A 17154-nucleotide genomic window follows, 5' to 3' on the forward strand; every position below is an offset into this window, starting at 1 on the left:
TGAGGGCTCACTCCGTGAAGCCGTCGCCCGCCGGCTCCGGGCCGGTGGCGGGGTCGCGGGTGAGGAGGTAGCGCGCGCCCGGGCCGGCGGCGCCGGCGCGGTCGCCGGCGTTGTAGAGGCCGCAGCGGGTGAGGGAGAGGCAGCCGCAGCCGATGCAGCCGGTGAGCTTGGCCTTCAGCCGCTCCAGTTCGGCGATCTGCTCCTCGATCCGGCTCTGCCAGGACTGTGCGACGCCGTCCCACTCCGCGCCGCTGGGCGCCCGGTGCTCGGGGAGGCGGTCCAGGGCGACCTTGGCCTCGTCCAGCGACAGGCCGACCCGCTGGGCGGCCCGGACGAAGGCGATCCGGCGCAGCATGCCGCGGGTGTAGCGGCGCTGGTTGCCGGTGGTGCGGGTGGCGTGGATCAGCCCCAGCTTCTCGTAGTACCGCAGCGCCGAGGCGGCGAGGCCGCTGCGGTCGGAGAGCTGGCCGATGGTGAGGAGGTCGTGCCTGCTGGGACCGTGGGCGCTCATGGGGCCACTCTAGCGCTTGACTTGAAGCCGACTTCAAGTAGCAGCATCGTGGGCATGACGAACCGCACCCCCGCCCCCCTCCTCGGCTTCGCCGAGCTGCCGGGCCTGATGGCCCTGATGACCGGCGACGAGAAGCACGGTCCGGCCGCCACCTCCACCCTCGACGCGCTGTGGGTGCTGTACGACCGCGTCCTGCGGGTGACCCCGGAGAGCGTCGACGAGCAGGACCGGGACCGCTTCCTGCTCTCCAAGGGCCACGGCCCGATGGCCTACTACGCCGTCCTCGCGGCCAAGGGCTTCATCGACCCGGCGGTGCTGCCGAGCTTCGGCGCCTACGACTCGCCGCTCGGCCACCACCCGGACCGGCTGCTGATCCCCGGCGTGGAGGTCAGCTCCGGCTCGCTCGGCCACGGCCTGCCGATCGCTGTCGGCACCGCGCTCGGCCTGCGCGCCCAGGGGCTCACCGGCCCGGCGGTCTGGGTGCTGATCGGGGACGCCGAGTTCGACGAGGGCTCCAACCACGAGGCGGTGGCCTTCGCGGGCGCCGCCGGACTGGACCGGCTGCACGCCCTGGTGATCGACAACTCCTCCGCCACCCACGGCTGGCGGGGCGGCATCGCCGCGCGCTTCGCCACCGAGGGCTGGTCGGTGGAGACGGTGGACGGCCGCGACCACGAGGCGCTGTACGCGGCGTACACCGCCGAGCACCCGGGCCGGCCGCGGGTCGTGGTGGCCCGCGTCGAGCCGAAGAACTCCTGACCCGAAGAGAGGCCCCAGAACCGTGGACACCATGCGCGAACGCTTCATCGAGACCACCTCCCGCCTGCTGGACGAGGACCCGCGCCTCGCCGTCGTCCTGGCCGACATCAGCGCCGCCGGCTTCGACCCGGCCGCCGGGCGGCACCCGGACCGGGTGATCAACGTCGGCATCCGCGAGCAGTTGCTGATCGGCGCCGCCGCCGGACTGGCCTTCACCGGGCTGCGGCCGATCGCCCACACCTTCGCCAGCTTCCTCGTCGAGCGCCCCTTCGAGCAGGTGAAGCTGGACCTCGGCCACCAGGGCGTCGGCGCCGTGCTGGTGAGCGCGGCCGGCTCCTACGACTGGCCGGCCGGCGGGCGCACCCACATGGCGCCGGGCGACGTCGCGCTGCTGGACACGCTGCCCGACTGGACGGTGCACGTGCCCGGCCACGCCGACGAGGCGGAGCAACTGCTGCGCCACGCGGTCGCCGACGGCGACCACAAGGTGTACGTCCGGCTCTCCGACCACGGCAACGAGCACGCCACCGCCGTCGAGCCGGGCCGGTTCACCGTCGTCCGGCGGGGCGGCCGGGGCGCGGTGGTCGCGGTGGGCCCGATGCTGGACGCCGTGCTCGCCGCCACCGAGAACCTGGACGTCACCGTGCTGTACGCGGCCACCGTCCGGCCGTTCGACGGCGCCGCGCTGCGGGCCGCCACCGAACGGAGCACGGACGTGGTGCTGGTCGAGCCGTACCTGGCCGGCACCTCCGCCAACGAGGCGCACCAGGCCCTCGCCGACCGCCCGCACCGGCTGCTGGCCCTCGGGGTGCCGCGCGCCGAACACCGGCAGTACGGCTCGGTCCCGGAGCACCTGGCCGCCTACGGCCTGGACGCCCACGGGCTGCGCGACCGGATCGGCGAATTCATCTGGTGATGGGCCGTCAAATACGAAGGATCACCACGGAGTCGGCCTCCAGCGTGAACCCTCCGGCGGCGGCCCCGTGCCCCCCGAAGGCCGCCAGCACCTCCCCGTCCAGCGGCAGCGTCGCGGCCCCCGTGCCGAGGTTGACCGCCACCCGGTAGCGCCCGCGGTGCACCACCAGCCACCCGGAGGCCTCGTCGGTGTCGACCCGCACCGCCGCCAGGCCGGGGTCCGCCAGCTCCGGGCAGGCCCTCCGCAGCCGGATCAACTCCCGGTACCAGTCCAGCAGTCCGGCGTGCGGCGCGCGCCGCGGCTCGGTCCAGTCGAGGACGGAGCGCAGCACGGTGGCCGGCTCCTGCGGGTCCGGCACCGCGTCCGCCGACCAGCCGTGCTCGGTGAACTCCCGCCGCCGGCCCCGGCGGACGGCCTCGGCGAGGTTGGGGTCGGTGTGGTCGGTGAAGTACTGCCAGGGGGTGGCCGCGCCCCACTCCTCGCCCATGAACAGCATGGGGGTGAACGGCGAGGTGAGCACCAGCGCGGCCCCGCAGGCGAGCCGGCCGGGGGAGAGGCTGGTGGAGATCCGGTCGCCGAGCGCCCGGTTGCCGATCTGGTCGTGGGTCTGGAGGTAGCCGAGCAGGCGCTCGCCGTGCGCGGGCGGGAAGGGCCGGCCGTGGTGGCGGCCGCGGAACGAGGACCAGGTGCCGTCGTGGAAGTAGCCCCGGGTCAGGGCCTTGGCGACGGCGGCGAGCGGGGCGGCGGCGAAGTCGGCGTAGTAGCCCTGGGATTCGCCGGTGAGGGCGCAGTGCAGGGCGTGGTGGAAGTCGTCGCTCCACTGCGCGGCGAGCCCCTGCCCGCCGGCCTCGCGCGGGGTGGTGGTGCGCGGGTCGTTGAGGTCGGACTCGGCGATCAGGAACAGCGGGCGGTTGACGGCCACCGCCAACCGGTCGACCTCGTGGGCGAGTTCCTCCAGGAAGTGAACGGCGCGGTCGTCGGCGAGGGCGTGCACGGCGTCCAGCCGCAGGCCGTCGATCCGGTAGTCGCGCAGCCAGGCGAGCGCGCTGCCGATCAGGTAGCCGCGCACCTCGTCGGAGCCCGGCGCGTCCAGGTTGACGGCGGAGCCCCACGGGGTGTGGTGGCGGTCGGTGAAGTACGGGCCGAACTGCGGCAGGTGGTTGCCGGCCGGGCCGAGGTGGTTGTGCACCACGTCGAGGACGACGCCGAGGCCCTTGCGGTGCGCGGCGTCCACGAAGCGCTTGAGGCCCTCCGGTCCGCCGTAGGGCTCGTGCACGGCCCAGAGCGAGACGCCGTCGTACCCCCAGCCGTGCTTGCCGGGGAACGGGCAGACCGGCATCAGCTCGACGAGGTCGACGCCCAGCTCGACCAGGTGGTCCAGGCGTCCGGCCGCCGCGTCGAAGGTGCCGGCGGCGGTGAAGGTGCCGATGTGCAGCTCGTACAGCACGGCGCCGGCGAGCGGGCGGCCGCGCCATCCGCCGTGCGACCAGTTGAACGCGGCGTGGTCGACGGCGCGGCTGGGGCCGTCCGGCCCGTGCGGCTGCCGGGGCGAGCGGGGGTCGGGCAGCGGGCGGCCGCCGTCCAGCGCGAACGCGTAGTCCCCGGCGGGCGCCTCGCCGTGCCACCACCCGGCGCGGGTCCCGTCCCGGTCCAGCGGGTGGCGGGCGCCGTCGACGGCGACCTCGACCCGCTCGGCGGCGTACGGCGCCCAGACCTCGTACCTCATGCCGCTCCCCTCCTGGTCAGCAGCGCGACCGGCAGGTCGGCCAGCAGGTCCTTCAACAGGACCGGCCCGTCGGCAAAGTGACGCAGCGTCAGGGCATCCGTCCACTCGCCCCCGTCGGGCAGGTGAAGTTCGGTGCCGCGCCAGCCGCCGTCGCGGGCGAGCCCGTAGGGCAGGCGGGTGACGACGGTGAGCACGTCCGGGCCGCGCCCGAAGGCGAGCAGGTGGCCGGCGGCCGGACCGGCGGCGGTGAGCGGCCGGTGGGCGCCCAGCGGGTGGGCGCGGCGCAGGTGCAGGGCGGTGGTGGTGAGGTGCAGCTTCTCCCGGGCGAGGTCGCCCGGGCGGGCCGCCGCCGAATCGGTGAGCCGCACGGCCAGCGCCCCGAGGTCGACGGCGCGTCGGTTGTCCGGGTCGACCAGGGTGTACAGCGGCTCCTCGCCGCCCTGGTAGAGGTCCGGCACGCCGGGCACGGTGAGGTGCAGCAGTGCGGCGGCCAGCGTGTTGGAGCGCGCGTACGGGGCGAGCGCGGCGACGTACCCCTCGATCCTGGGGAGCAGCCCGGGGTTGCCGAAGACGGCGTGGACGCGGTCGGCGAGGGCGCGTTCGAAGCGGATGTCCTGGGTCGTCCAGGAGGTGTGGACCTTGGCCTCCCGGGCGGCCTTGAGCACGGCGGCGACCAGCCGTTCGGGGGTGGCCGGCCAGGCGGCGACCAGGGTCTGCCAGAGCAGCCAGTCGCTGTCGGGGTCGAAGCGGGCGGCGGGCCCCGGGCCCGGTCCGGCCGCGGTGGACCAGGCGGCGGCCTCGGCGGCCCAGGTCCCGGGCTGCTCGGCCAGGACGGCGAGCCGGGCGCGGGCGTCGGCGCTGCGCTTGGTGTCGTGGGTGGAGAGCGCCGTCATGGTGTGCGGCCAGTGCCGTTCGACGTAGTGGCACCAGGCGTGGAAGTCCTCGGGCCGCAGCCCGGGCCGGGCGGGCTCGCCGCCGACCTCGTTCAGGCTCAGCAGCGCGTTCCAGCGGTAGAAGGCGGTGTCCTCGACGCCCTTGGCGGCGACCGCGGCGGCGGTCTGGGCGAAGCGGACGGCGAACTCGTCCTGCTCGGGCCCGCGCCCGAGCCCGCCCGCCGCGAGGGCGGCGACGAAGCGGTCGGTGGCGTCGGTGGGCGCCTCGTCGGCGGCGAGCGCCGCGTGCAGTTGCGCGGCGGAGACTTCCGGCAGCGGCTCCCCGGGCCGGGGGTAGGGCCGGTACGCGGGGTAGCCGGTGAGCTGGCGGCGCAGCGCGGCGCGCAGCCGCCACGGCGGGTGGTCGGCGTGGACGGGGTCGGCGGCGCCGAGCCGGACGGCGAGCCGGACCAGCCGCTCCACCTCGGCGGCCAGCTCGCCCTCGGGCGCGGTCATGTCGGCCCGCCCGCGCCGGGCGGCGGCCTGCGCCGGGTGCGGGTCGGCGCAGGGTTCGCCGCCCGGGGGAGCGCCGGTGAGGAACGCCTCGTACGCCCCGGCCAGCCGGCAGGCGCCCGCGTGGTCGGTGAGCACCCCGTCGATCCGGCGCAGCGCGTCGTACCCGGTGGTGCCGGCGCACGGCCAGTCGGCGGGCAGCCGCTCCTCGCCGGTGAGGATCTTCTCGACGACCGTGTACGTCCCGCCGGTGGCCTCGGCGAGCCGCTCCAGATAGCCGCGCGGGTCGGCGAGCCCGTCGGGATGGTCGATCCGGAAGCCGTCCAGCACGCCCTCGCGGTGCAGCCGCAGCAGCAGGCCGTGGGTGGCCTCGAACACCTCCGGGTCCTCGACCCGGACCGCGATCAGCTCGTTGACGGTGAAGAACCGCCGGTAGTTCAGCTCGGTGCGGGCCAGCCGCCACCACGCGAGGCGGTACCACTGCCGGGCGAGCAGTTCGGGCAGCGCGAGGTGCCCGGTGCCGGGGCGCAGCGGCAGGACGTGGTCGTGGTAGCGGAGCGTGTCGCCGTCGACGGCGAGCTGGTCGAGGACGGCGCCGAGCCGGTCGCCGAGCAGCGGCAGCAGCACCCGCCCGCGCCCGGGGGCGTCCGGCGGGCCGGGCAGGGCCTGCCAGTCGATGTCGAACCAGCGGGCGTACGGCGAGTCGGGGCCGTCGCGCAGCACCTGCCAGAGCGGCCGGTTGAGGTGCTCGGGGGCGGGCACGGCCATGTGGTTGGGCACCACGTCGGCGATCAGCCGCAGGCCGTGCCGGTGCGCCTCGGCGGCCAGCGCGCGCAGCGCCGGCTCGCCGCCGAGCTGCTCGGCGATCCGGCCGTGGTCGACGGTGTCGTAGCCGTGGGCGGAGCCGGGCACGGGTTCGAGCAGCGGGGAGAGGTGCAGGTGGGAGACGCCGAGGGCGGCCAGGTAGGGGACGGCGGCGGTGGCGTCGCGCAGGGTGAAGCCGGGCTGGAGCTGGAGCCGGTACGAGGCGGAGGGCACCGAGGCCGGGACGACCGCCTGCGCGGTGGCCGGGCGGCGGGCGGGGTCGAACGACGGGACGGAGGCGGCCGAACGTGGCTGCGCGGGCTCGGCGGCGTGGGTCATGCCTCCATGCCTACCCGGCGGCACGCGGGGGCAAGACCCGTTGCTGGCCCGAACAGGTGAGCGGCGGTGTCGTGGGCAGCTCGGCGGCCCCGGCTCAGTGGCCCCGGCGCCGCCGGCCGCGCGGCACCGTGAAGTAGCCCGGACGCTGCGGACCGCCGGCCCCGGAGGTGCCCAGGCGCAGGATCAGGCCGTGCTCGGCGCGGGCGGCCGCGACCAGGGCGGCGGCGCCCGGGTCGTGCGCGTACTGGGAGAACGTGCTGTTGAACATCGTCGGGGTCGGCTCGGGGAGCGGTCGCCCGCCCGGCTCGTCCCAGAGCAGGGTCGTTCCCGGCGCGTACAGCCGGGGGCTGTCCCTCGGGGAGCCGTCCGGGTGGCGGCCGCCGTGCCGGTAGTACGCCAGCGCGTCGGCGACCGAGCCGGGCGGGTGCGGCCTGCGGGGGTCGTGGAACAGGCCGCGGCCCCAGTCGGCGACGCCGGCCGCCTCGATCCGGCGCAGCAGCTCCGGGACGTCCGGTCCGGCGGCGAAGTAGGCGGTCGCGGCGAGCTGGCAGACCAGCTCCAGGCGGCGGCCGGGGTCGAGCCCGAGGCCCGGAGTGAGCCGCCGGTCGTCCACCTGGGTGACCAGGTGGGTCACCCCGTTGACCGCGCCGAGCCGCTCGATCAGGCCCTCGACCACGGCGTGTTCGGCGGCCCGGGCGGCCTGCGCCTCCGGGGTGCGGGTGCGCGCCAGCAGCCGCCGGTACGGGGGTGGGCGCCGGATCGTCGCGTCCGCGATCCGGCCGGGGACGGAGAGCAGTGTCCCCAGGAGGAACTCCGTCGCGCTCGGACGATCGCCCACCATGCCGCCCGCCCCCTCGGTCCTCGGTCCCCGGTCCCCGGTTCTTCCGGGGACCACCGTGACCCGCGCGGCGGACGCCACGCAAGGGCCGGCGGAGAACCGGGACACCGCCGTGGCTCACGCGGGCCGTTGCAGCACCATCAGCGAGCGGTCGGTGAGCCAGAGGGCGTCCCCGGCCTTGACCCGGGCCCCGGAGCCGGGCGCGGGCGGCTGCGGCCGGGCGGTGTCCACCACCACCTGCCACTCCTGCCCGTGCCCGGCCGGCACGGTGAACTCCAGCGGCTCGGAGTGCGCGTTGAACATCAGCAGGAAGGAGTCGTCGACGATCCGCCCGCCGCGCCGGTCCGGCTCCGAGATGGCGTAGCCGTTCAGGAACACGGTGAGCGACTTCGCGTAGCTGGCACCCCAGTTGCGCTTGGTCATCTCCTCCCCGGCGGGGGTGAACCAGGCGATGTCGGTGAGGTCCTCGTACTCGCCGCCGGCCCCGCCCTCCCCGGCGGGCCGGCCCGGGACCGGGCGGCCGTGGAAGAAGCGGCGGCGCCGGAACACCGGGTGGTCGCGGCGCAGCCAGACCATCCGCTGGGTGAACTCCAGCAGCCGGGTCCGCGCCCCGTCGCCCTGCGGCCCGTCGCCGTCCGGCCAGTGCACCCAGGTGAGCTCGTTGTCCTGGCAGTAGGCGTTGTTGTTGCCCTGCTGGGTGCGGCCGAACTCGTCGCCGTGGGAGAGCATCGGCACGCCCTGGGAGAGCATCAGGGTGGCGAGGAAGTTGCGCTGCTGGCGGGCCCGCAGCTCCTCGACGGCCGGGTCGTCGGCGGGGCCCTCGGCGCCGCAGTTCCAGGAGCGGTTGAAGGACTCGCCGTCCCGGTTGCCCTCGCCGTTGGCCTCGTTGTGCTTCTCGTTGTAGGAGACCAGGTCGCGCAGGGTGAAGCCGTCGTGGCAGGTGACGAAGTTGATCGAGGCGATCGGGCGGCGGCCGTCGTCCTGGTAGAGGTCGGAGGAGCCGGTGAGCCGGGAGCCGAACTCGGCGAGGGTGGCGTTCTCGCCGCGCCACAGGTCGCGGACGGTGTCCCGGTACATGCCGTTCCACTCCGTCCACAGCGGCGGGAAGTTGCCGACCTGGTAGCCGCCCTCGCCGAGGTCCCAGGGCTCGGCGATCAGCTTGGCCTGGGAGACCACCGGGTCCTGCTGGACGAGGTCGAAGAACGAGGAGAGCCGGTCCACCTCGTGGAACTGCCGGGCGAGGGTGGCAGCGAGGTCGAAGCGGAAGCCGTCCACGTGCATCTCGGTGACCCAGTAGCGCAGCGAGTCCATGATCAGCTGGAGCACGTGCGGGCTGCGCATCAGCAGGCTGTTGCCGGTGCCGGTGGTGTCCTCGTAGAACCGCTGGTCCCGGGCCAGGCGGTAGTAGGACACGTTGTCCAGGCCGCGCAGCGAGAGGGTGGGGCCCAGGTGGTTGCCCTCGGCGGTGTGGTTGTAGACGACGTCGAGGATGACCTCGATGCCGGCCGCGTGCAGCGCCTTCACCATCGACTTGAACTCCTGCACCTGCTGGCCGCGGTCGCCGGTGGAGGAGTAGGAGGAGTGCGGGGCGAAGAAGCCGACGGTGTTGTAGCCCCAGTAGTTGGCCAGGCCGAGGTCGCGCAGCCGGTGGTCGCGGACGAACTGGTGCACCGGCATCAGCTCGATCGCGGTGACCCCGAGCTTGGCGAGGTGCTCGATGACGGCGGGGTGGGCGACGCCCGCGTAGGTGCCGCGGATCTCCTCGGGGATGCCGGGGTGCAGCTTGGTCAGGCCCTTCACATGGGCCTCGTAGAGCACCGTGCGGTGGTAGTCGGTGCGCGGCGGGCGGTCGGTGCCCCAGTCGAAGTACGGGTTGATCACCACCGAGTGCATGGTGTGCGGGGCGGAGTCGAGGTCGTTGCGGCGCTCGGGGGCGCCGAAGTGGTAGCCGTAGACGGACTCGTCCCAGTCGATGTGGCCGCTCATCGCCTTGGCGTACGGGTCCAGCAGCAGTTTGGCGCTGTTGTGCCGCTGGCCGAGGCCCGGGTTGTACGGCCCGTGGACGCGGAAGCCGTAGCGCTGGCCCGGCTGGACACCGGGGAGGTAGGCGTGCCGGACGAAGGCGTCGGTCTCGCGCAGCTCGACGGCCGTCTCCGAACCGTCCTCGCCGAGCAGGCAGAGCTCGATCCGGTCGGCGCTCTCCGAGAACACCGCGAAGTTGGTGCCGGCCCCGTCGTAGGTGGCGCCGAGCGGGTAGGGGGTCCCTGGCCAGACCTGCATGGTTTCTCGACTCCCTTGATCTGAACGAGAACTGACGGTCAGTCCGATGGTCGGGGCCGGACCGCGGGGTGTACCGGCCGGGCGCCGTGACGTACGGCACACGGGCGCGGCACAGTCCGCATACTCCCCGACGCCTTCCCCGGTGGCGGGGCCATACGCACCGTGTTCGCCCGAACGGGTGTCCCCACGGCGTCCCGGGGGCGTCACACCGCCGTCCCGGGTCTTCCGTGCCGGGCGGGGCGGGTGAGACGGTTGGGGCGGACCGCCGGGGCCCGGCCGGTGCGGGCCGGCGCCGTGGTCCAACCGGCTGCGGGCGGTTCGCGGCGGGCAGTACCCTTGATCGTCCGGCCGTCCGGGGCCCGTGGCGGTCCATCAGGCGAACCGGCGGCGAACCGCCGGTGCTGCCGGCGGCGCGCCGTGCGGCCGGACGGCAGGCAGACAGCTCCGAGCGGCCGCGGGCGGCTCCCAGCAGGAACCAGGTGAGGTGGCGCATGGTGTTCCCCGCCGGCGGCCGTGGCGGTGGGCCCGGCGGCCCCGACCGGGGCGGCGCCCGCAGCGAGGCACCGACGGTGGTCATGCGGCCCGCCCTGACCGGCGGGCGCTCGCTCGTCCCGTCCCAGGGCGGACCGGTCGACGTCCCCGCGCTCGCCTGGTCCGGCGCCGAGTGGGAGGACGCCTACCAGCGGGTCCGCCTCTCCGGGCGGGCCTACGTCTGGCTCAACCTGGTCGAACAGCGGCTGCGCTCGCTCGTCGACGAGGTGCTGCACCCGATCTACGCGCCCGCCCACGGCGAGGACTGGGTCACCGCCGCGGCCGGCCCGGCCGGCGAGGAGTGGGCGCACCGGGCCGGCGCCGTGCGCGAGGTCAGCCGGCGCAAGGGCTACCTGCTCGACCCCGCCGACGACGACCCGCTGGTCTTCCTCACCCTGCCGCAGCTGCGCGAGCTGATGGTCCAGCACTGGCCGTGCTTCGAGCCGTATCTGGCGGACCGCCGGGAGATCGAGCTGGCCCTCGACGAGCTGGAGGTCGCCCGGCACGTCGTCTCCCGCAACCGGGTCCTCACCGCGACCGTCCTCGCCCAGACCGAACGGGCCGCCGCCCGGCTGCTCGCCCTCTTCGACGGCGGCGCCGGGGCCGTGCCCGCCGACGTCGTCGAGTCGCTGGTCGCCGGCCGTTACGCGGACGTCGTCGCCGTCCACCCCGACCGGGTCCGGCTCCAGCGCGACCTGCCGGTCGAGGACCTCCTCGACGGCGCCCGGCGGCTGGACGCGCTCGGCATCGGCCTCGGCATGCTCTGCCAGAACTACACCGGCAAGCGCCTCGTCCGGCTCGCCACCGACGGCTGCCGGGTCCGGCTGCTCTTCCTCAACCCCGCCAGCAGCGCCGTCCGCCGCCGCGAGCGCGAACTCGGCCTCGGCCGCGGCGAGCTGGGCCGCTCGATCCAGATGAACATCCTGCACGTGCGCCGGGTCCGCGCCGCACTGCGCGACCAGGGCGGCTTCGAGATCCGGGTGTTCGACGAGACCCCGCGCTTCACCGCCTACCTGGTCGAGGGCGTGCCGTCCGCCGCCCCGGCCCCCGGCGGCCGCCGCCAGACCCGCGACCTCGGCGTCGTCCAGCCCTACCTCCGCCGCGCCCGCGGCATGGAGTCCCCCGCCCTGGTCCTGCGCGGCGGCGCCGGCCAGCAGCCGGGCGGCACGGACGCCGGCCTCCTGGAGGTCTACCGCGAGGAGTTCGAGGGCGTCTGGGCCGACTCCCGCCCCGTCTCCTGACCTCCCGCCCGGGGAACGGGACACAGGAACGGGACACCCCTCGGCGCATGCGCTGTGTAGTCGTGAGAACACCGAATCCATACGACGAGTACGACCATCGGATGGTTCCGTGGGGGCTCTGTGGCGTAGGTGTCGAGCCCCCACCGGCCGGATTGTCGGAGGGGCGGGTGATGATAGGGGCTGCTTCGACCCAGAGGACGGAAGGACACACCCTATGAGCTGGTGGCAGCAGCCACTGGTCGGCTTCGACCTGGAGACCACGGGCACCGACCCGGCCGTGGACCGCATCGTCACGGCCGCCCTCGTGGACACCGTCGGGGCCCGCCGGCTGGGTGCCACCGGCTGGCTGATCGACCCGGGGGTGCCGATTCCCGCCGAGGCGGCGGCGATCCACGGGATCGGTGACGACCTGGCCAGAGCCAAGGGGCGGCCGGCCAAGGAGGCGGTGGACGAGATAGCCGCGGCGCTGTGCGAGCGGCTCGCCGACGGGCGGCCGGTGGTGGCGTTCAACGCGCCGTTCGACCTGTCGATGCTCGACGCCGAGCTGCGCCGGCACGGCCTGCCGGTGCTCGCCGAGCGCCTCGGCGGGCCGGTCGCGCCCGTGCTCGACGCGCTGGTCATCGACCGGGCCGTGGACAAGTACCGCAAGGGCTCCCGCACCCTCCAGCGGGTCTGCGAGGTGTACGGGGTCGAGCTGACCGACGCCCACGAGGCCGGCAGTGACGCCCTCGCCGCCGTCCGGGTCGCCGTCGCCCTCGCCGAGCGCTACCCCGCCCAGGTCGGCGGCGTTCCGACCGCCGAACTCCACGCCCGGCAGGTCGACTGGCACCGGGCCTGGGCCGAGGACCTCCAGGCCTGGCTGCGCCGCGGCAAGGACCCGGAGGCCGTCATAGACCCCCGTTGGCCCCTGCGCTGAGCCCGGTTCCCAGCAGGCGTGCCTTGGCGGCGGTGAACTCGGCGGTGTCGAGGGCGCCGTCGCGGTGGAGCGCGGTGAGGCGTTCCAGGGCGGCGACCACCTCCAGCGCGGCCGGGGCGGGGGCCGTGGGTTCGAGGTCCGGGGCGATGAGGGAGACCCGGGTGTTCTGCGGGTCGGCGGGGTCGTAGCGGACCTCGGCGGGGCCGCCCCGGTGCGGGGTCTCGTGGGCCGGGAAGGCGTCGGTGACCGTGGCCGTGCGGCGGGTGCCGTCGACCGTGGTGAACTCGACGGTGACGCGGAGTTCGGGCAGGCCGGCCGAGACGGCGCCGGTGGTGGCGAGATCGACGACCCGGCCCGGGACGGTGATGCCGTACTGCTCCAGGCGGCCCTGCTGTTCGTCCCGCCGACGCCTCTCCAGCCGGAAGGCGCGCCAGCGGCGGGCGCCGTGCCGGTCGAGGACGACCGTGAGCAGGGCGAGCGGCAGGACGGGCACCAGCGGCCAGGGGTGGAAGGAGCCGTTGGCGAGGGCCGCGCCGCCCAGGCCGAGGGCGAGGCAGCCCACCAGAACGCCCCGGTCGGAGGTGGCCGAGGGCTCGGTGGTGGGGGCGTCGCCGTGCGCGGTGGTGGCGGTGGCCACCAGGCACAGCAGCCAGAGCAGGATCCCGCCGGCCAGGTACCCGGCGGTGCCGAAGCCGTTGCACTGCTGCTCGGGGCCGCAGGCGTCGGTGCCGTACGCGCGCACGAAGCCGGTGGCGGTGAGCTGTCCGGCCAGCGCGGTGAACACGGAGATCAGGACGAGCCCGAAGAGCCGACCGCTGCTCAGGCGCGGTCCGACGGCGGTGGGGTGATCGGTGGCCATGGCCCCGGAGTCTAGGGCGTGTCTTGCGGATCTTTGCCGGGTCCGCGGCGCCGGGGCACGCACCTCGCCGCGTTGTCGTCGGTCGCCAATGCTCCGCAGTGGCTCCCTCCTCCGCCTTGCGATGCACGCACCCCAACGCCGCGGCCTGATCCGACAAGATCCACAAGACACGCCCTAAGCGGGGAAGGTGGCCGCGCGGTCGGCGGGGAAGCCGGAACGTCGCCCCCGGGCGGCCACCCGGTCCGGTCAGAACGGGTACCAGCGCACCTCGGTGGCCCCGGTCCGCAGCGAGTCCACCCGCCGGCGGAACTCGGCGAGCGCCGCCGGGTTTCCCGGCGCCTGCTGCGCGACCCAGGAGGCGCTCGCGGTCTCCCGCGCGCCGCGCAGCACCGCGAAGCCGGGCCACTCGCGCACGTCCCAGCCGTACGCCTCGGTGAACGCCCGGTACTCCTCGCCCGGCACGCCGTACCGGTCGTGGCTGAGCGCGAGCACCACCAGGTCGTGCTCGCGCAGGTCGTTGGCGACGAACTCCAGGTCCAGCAGGACGGGCCCGTCCGGGCCGATGTGCACGTTGCGCGGCAGCGCGTCGCCGTGGATCACCCCGGTCGGCAGGTGCGGGACGAGCGCGGCCGCCTCCTCGGCGAAGGCCTCCCGGCGCTCGCGCAGGAAGTCGACGTCGGCCGGGTCGACGTGGCCCTCGGCGGAGGCGAGCCAGCGCTCGACGGGCGCCAGCAGGTCGCGCCGGCCGAGCGCGAACGGCGGGGCCGGCAGCCGGTGCAAGGCGTGCAGCAGCGGGGCGAGGTCGACCGGGCGGGCGGGCCGCTCGGCGGGGGCGAGCCGGTGCCAGAAGGTGACGGGGTGGCCGTGGGCGAGCCGCGGTTCGACGGGCACCGCGTCGTACGGGCGGACCACCGGGACGCCGTGACCGGCCAGCCAGTCGGCGACGGCGAGCTCGCGGCGGGCACGCTCGTACAGTTCCGGGCCGCGGCCGACCTTGGCGACCACGGCCGGGTCGCCGAGGTCGAAGACGGCGTTCTCGCCGAGGGCGATCAGCCGGGCGTCGCCGGGGCCGGGCAGGCCGGCCGACTCGCAGGCGTGGGCGAGCAGCAGCCGGGCCCGTTCCTCGTCGAAGGGGAGCATGGGGGTGTCCGTTTCTTGCATGACAGCCGGGTGAGGGTGGGCGATCATTCTGGCAAACGGGTGCCGGGCCCCGCGTCACGCGGGGCCCGGCGGTTGTCCGAGGTCTGGGGGTCCGAGGACCGTCGGGGAAGGTCAGACCTCGATCCGGCGGTGCCGGGCCTGGTGGGGCTGCTGCTCCGGGGCGGCCTGCGGAACGTGGGCGGCGGCGCCGGTGCCGAGCGGCGGGACGCTCTCGCCGTGCGAGAGGTCGGGCAGCCAGCCGAGCCAGCGCGGCAGGTACCAGTTGCGCTCGCCGAGCAGGGTCATCACCGCGGGAAGCAGCACCGCGCGGATGATCGTCGCGTCGATCAGCACCGCGACCGCGAGGCCGACGCCCATCTGCTTCATGGCCTGCATGGACAGGGTGCCGAAGACCGCGAACACCGCCACCATGATCACCGCGGCGCTGGTGACCACCCCGGCCGTGGAGCGGATGCCGTGGGCGATCGCGGCCCGGGTGGGCAGGCCCCGGTCGCGGCCCTCCTTGATCCGGGAGACCACGAAGACGTGGTAGTCCATCGAGAGGCCGAAGAGGATCACGAAGAGGAACAGCGGCACCCAGGACTCCACCGCGCCCACGCCCTCGGTGCCGAGCAGCGAGGCCCCGACGCCGTGCTGGAAGACCAGCGTCAGCACCCCGTATGCGGCGCCGACCGACAGCAGGTTGAGCACCACGGCGGTGGCGGCGACGGCCAGCGAGCGGAAGGAGGTGAGCATCAGGAGGAAGGCGAAGGCCACCACGAAGCCGAAGACCAGCGGCATCGAGCCGGTCATCTTGGCGTTGAAGTCGTAGGAGCCGGCGGTGCGGCCGGTGACCGGGGCCTCGGTGCCGGGCACGGCGAGCACGGTGGCGGGCACCAGTTGCCCGCGCAGGGTCTTCAGCGCGGCGTTGCTCACCTCGTCGTTGCCGGTGCCGTTGAGCGGGATGTCGACGGTGGCGACGTTCTGCTGCGGGTGGACGGTGACGTCGACCGGTCCGTGCATCTGCCCGCTGGCCAGGGCGCGGGCCTTGAGGTCGGCGATCGCGGCGGTCATCGCCGGGGAGTCGATGTCGGCGGCCTTGATCACCACGGAGGCGGGTGCCGGGCTGCCGGGGAAGGCGGCCTCGATCTTCTGCGAGACGGCGACCAGCTCATTGCCCTTGGGCAGCTGCTGCTGGAAGGTCAGGTTGGCGGTGTGCATGGTGAGCAGCGGGGCGGACAGGCCGATCAGCACGGCCCCGGCGAGCACGGTGGCGGCCAGCGGGCGGTGCAGGACCGGGGTCAGCACGGCGTTCCAGAACCGGCCGCCGGTGGTCGCGGCGTCGGCGCGGCGGCGCCGGCCGAGGAACGGCACCCGGCCCTTGCCGACCCTGTCGCCGAGCATCGAGAGCAGCGCGGGCAGCACGGTGAGCGAGCCGAGCACGGCGGTGACGACGACCACGATGGTGGCGAAGGCCATCGACTCGAACTCGGCGATGCCGGTGAGGAACATGCCGGCCATCGCGATCACCACGGTGACGCCGGAGACCAGGACGGCCCGGCCGCTGGTGGCGGCGGCGATCTGCAGCGAGGTCTCCAGGTCGCGCCCGGCGGCCCGCTCCTCGCGCTCGCGGCGCAGGTAGAAGAGGCAGTAGTCGACGCCGACGGCGAGGCCGACCAGCAGCATCACCGAGGCGGCGCTGTTGCTGGTGTGCAGCAGGCCGCTGCTGAGCGCGACCAGTCCGCCGGCCGCGATGAAGGCGGTGAGCGCGAGCACGACCGGCAGCACGGCGGCGACCAGCGCGCCGAAGGCGACCAGCAGGATGCCGAGGGCGAGCGGGACGGCCGTCCACTCGGCGCGGGTGAAGTCCTCGGCGAACTGCTCGTCCATCCACTTGCCGGAGCTGGCGTCGCCGAGTTCGACCACGGTGAGGTCGGGGTGCTGCTTCTGGACGCCGGCGACGGCGTCGACCACGGCGGTGACGTTCTTGACCGCCTCCTCGTGCTCGCCCTTCACGGTGAGCTGGACGAGGGCGGAACGGCCGTCGGCGGAGACCGCCTTGGTGTCGTAGGGGGAGCGGATGTCGGTGGCCTTGCCGGTGCCGTCGACCGCGCTGATCACCTGCTCGACGGTGGTCCGGAAGGCGGGGGCGTCGCTGGTCAGCGAGCCGCTCTGGACCAGCACGGTCTCGGTGGACGGCGGCTTGAGGCCGGCCTGGTCGAGGATCTGGGCGGCCCGGGAGACCTGGCCGGGCATGGCTTCGGCGTCGGTGACCTTGGTGCTGCCGTGCATGCCGCCGAGGACGGCGGCGAGGACGACGAAGAGCAGCCAGCCGAAGACGGCGGTCTTTCTGTGCCGGGCGCTCCACGCGCCCATGGCTGCGGCCATGCCGAGCTTGGTCTTCACAGCTTCCCCCTGGGAGTGCGGCCGGCGCCGGGATCGGTGGCGGGCGCGGGCCGGGCCTGCGGCGGTGGTTGGTCCGCCGGGTGGTTCGGGCGCCGGGGTGCGGCCCGGCGTCCCAACCGACACTAGGGAAGCCGCAGGTGACGGGGTATCCGGCTGGCGGGGGAGTTCGCCCTGTGGTCTTCCTCGGGGAGGAGGTGGGGTTTTCCCTACCCGGCAACCCTGATATCTCCTCCCTGGGATCGGGGCACCGACTCCACCCTGAGGGGGAGTGGAATCCACCCCGAGCACGAGGTCCCGGGGGTCGTGCGGGGGCGAAGATGGGTCAGGGTCGCCTCAGGGCGTCCTGAGGGGGTCGGCCTTCGGCAAACGGGGTCGAGGGGAAAACTACTTGCCGGTCGGCAAGTAAGTGGCCGTAGGATGGTCCCCTCTTCGTACTTACCTGCCGACCGGCTAGGCCAGTGCCCCCGCACGGCCGGAGCCGATCCCGATCCGTCGCCCGGCGT

The 17154-nt window shown here is 74.7% G+C and carries 12 protein-coding genes; 4 read left to right on the forward strand and 8 right to left on the reverse strand.

The window, feature by feature from the left end:
- Positions 1-7 precede the first annotated feature (7 nt).
- Entirely contained in the window at positions 8-511 is a 504-nt protein-coding gene (gene soxR / locus ACFZBX_RS21040; protein ID WP_391535275.1) for a redox-sensitive transcriptional activator SoxR, read from the reverse strand.
- Positions 512-565: 54 nt separating this feature from the next.
- On the opposite strand from soxR, the gene ACFZBX_RS21045 reads away from it, so the two are divergent.
- Complete coding sequence (locus tag ACFZBX_RS21045) at positions 566-1270, forward strand: transketolase (protein ID WP_391535276.1); 705 nt, start codon at positions 566-568, stop codon at positions 1268-1270.
- A gap of 22 nt (positions 1271-1292) precedes the next feature.
- A complete protein-coding gene (locus ACFZBX_RS21050; RefSeq protein WP_391535277.1) occupies positions 1293-2186 on the forward strand; it encodes a transketolase family protein in 894 nt (297 codons plus the stop codon).
- Positions 2187-2193: 7 nt separating this feature from the next.
- Here ACFZBX_RS21050 and treZ read toward each other — a convergent pair whose 3' ends face one another.
- From treZ to glgX, 4 genes are all read right to left on the reverse strand, one after another.
- Complete coding sequence (gene treZ, locus ACFZBX_RS21055; protein WP_391535278.1) at positions 2194-3912, reverse strand: malto-oligosyltrehalose trehalohydrolase; 1719 nt, start codon at positions 3910-3912, stop codon at positions 2194-2196.
- Positions 3909-6440 carry a malto-oligosyltrehalose synthase gene (treY, locus tag ACFZBX_RS21060; RefSeq protein WP_391535279.1) on the reverse strand — a complete coding sequence of 844 codons (2532 nt, stop codon included), beginning with the start codon at positions 6438-6440 and terminating at the stop codon, positions 3909-3911. The genes treZ and treY overlap by 4 nt, the downstream gene beginning before the upstream one ends.
- 94 nt (positions 6441-6534) lie before the next feature.
- On the reverse strand, positions 6535-7281 hold the full coding sequence (locus tag ACFZBX_RS21065) for a hypothetical protein (RefSeq protein ID WP_391535280.1): 747 nt from the start codon (positions 7279-7281) through the stop codon (positions 6535-6537).
- A 114-nt stretch (positions 7282-7395) separates the two neighbouring features.
- A complete protein-coding gene (gene glgX, locus ACFZBX_RS21070) occupies positions 7396-9558 on the reverse strand; it encodes a glycogen debranching protein GlgX (protein WP_391535281.1) in 2163 nt (720 codons plus the stop codon).
- Positions 9559-10049: 491 nt separating this feature from the next.
- On the opposite strand from glgX, the gene ACFZBX_RS21075 reads away from it, so the two are divergent.
- Positions 10050-11330: an SAV2148 family HEPN domain-containing protein gene (locus ACFZBX_RS21075; RefSeq protein WP_391535282.1), complete on the forward strand. Its 1281-nt coding sequence runs from the start codon at positions 10050-10052 to the stop codon at positions 11328-11330.
- Positions 11331-11544: 214 nt separating this feature from the next.
- Positions 11545-12246, forward strand: a complete 702-nt coding sequence (locus tag ACFZBX_RS21080) for an exonuclease domain-containing protein (RefSeq protein WP_391535283.1) — start codon at positions 11545-11547, stop codon at positions 12244-12246.
- Here the strand turns inward: ACFZBX_RS21080 and ACFZBX_RS21085 are convergent.
- From ACFZBX_RS21085 to ACFZBX_RS21095, 3 genes are all read right to left on the reverse strand, one after another.
- Positions 12218-13105: a DUF3592 domain-containing protein gene (locus ACFZBX_RS21085; RefSeq protein WP_391535284.1), complete on the reverse strand. Its 888-nt coding sequence runs from the start codon at positions 13103-13105 to the stop codon at positions 12218-12220. The two genes, ACFZBX_RS21080 and ACFZBX_RS21085, sit on opposite strands and share 29 nt — an antisense overlap.
- A 246-nt stretch (positions 13106-13351) precedes the next feature.
- Positions 13352-14245, reverse strand: a complete 894-nt coding sequence (locus ACFZBX_RS21090) for a phosphotransferase enzyme family protein (RefSeq protein ID WP_391535285.1) — start codon at positions 14243-14245, stop codon at positions 13352-13354.
- Between the two features lie 132 nt (positions 14246-14377).
- On the reverse strand, positions 14378-16633 hold the full coding sequence (locus ACFZBX_RS21095; RefSeq protein ID WP_391535379.1) for an MMPL family transporter: 2256 nt from the start codon (positions 16631-16633) through the stop codon (positions 14378-14380).
- Positions 16634-17154: the final 521 nt, after the last annotated feature.

It is taken from the genome of Kitasatospora sp. NPDC008115 (assembly GCF_042957205.1).
GTDB lineage: Bacteria > Actinomycetota > Actinomycetes > Streptomycetales > Streptomycetaceae > Kitasatospora.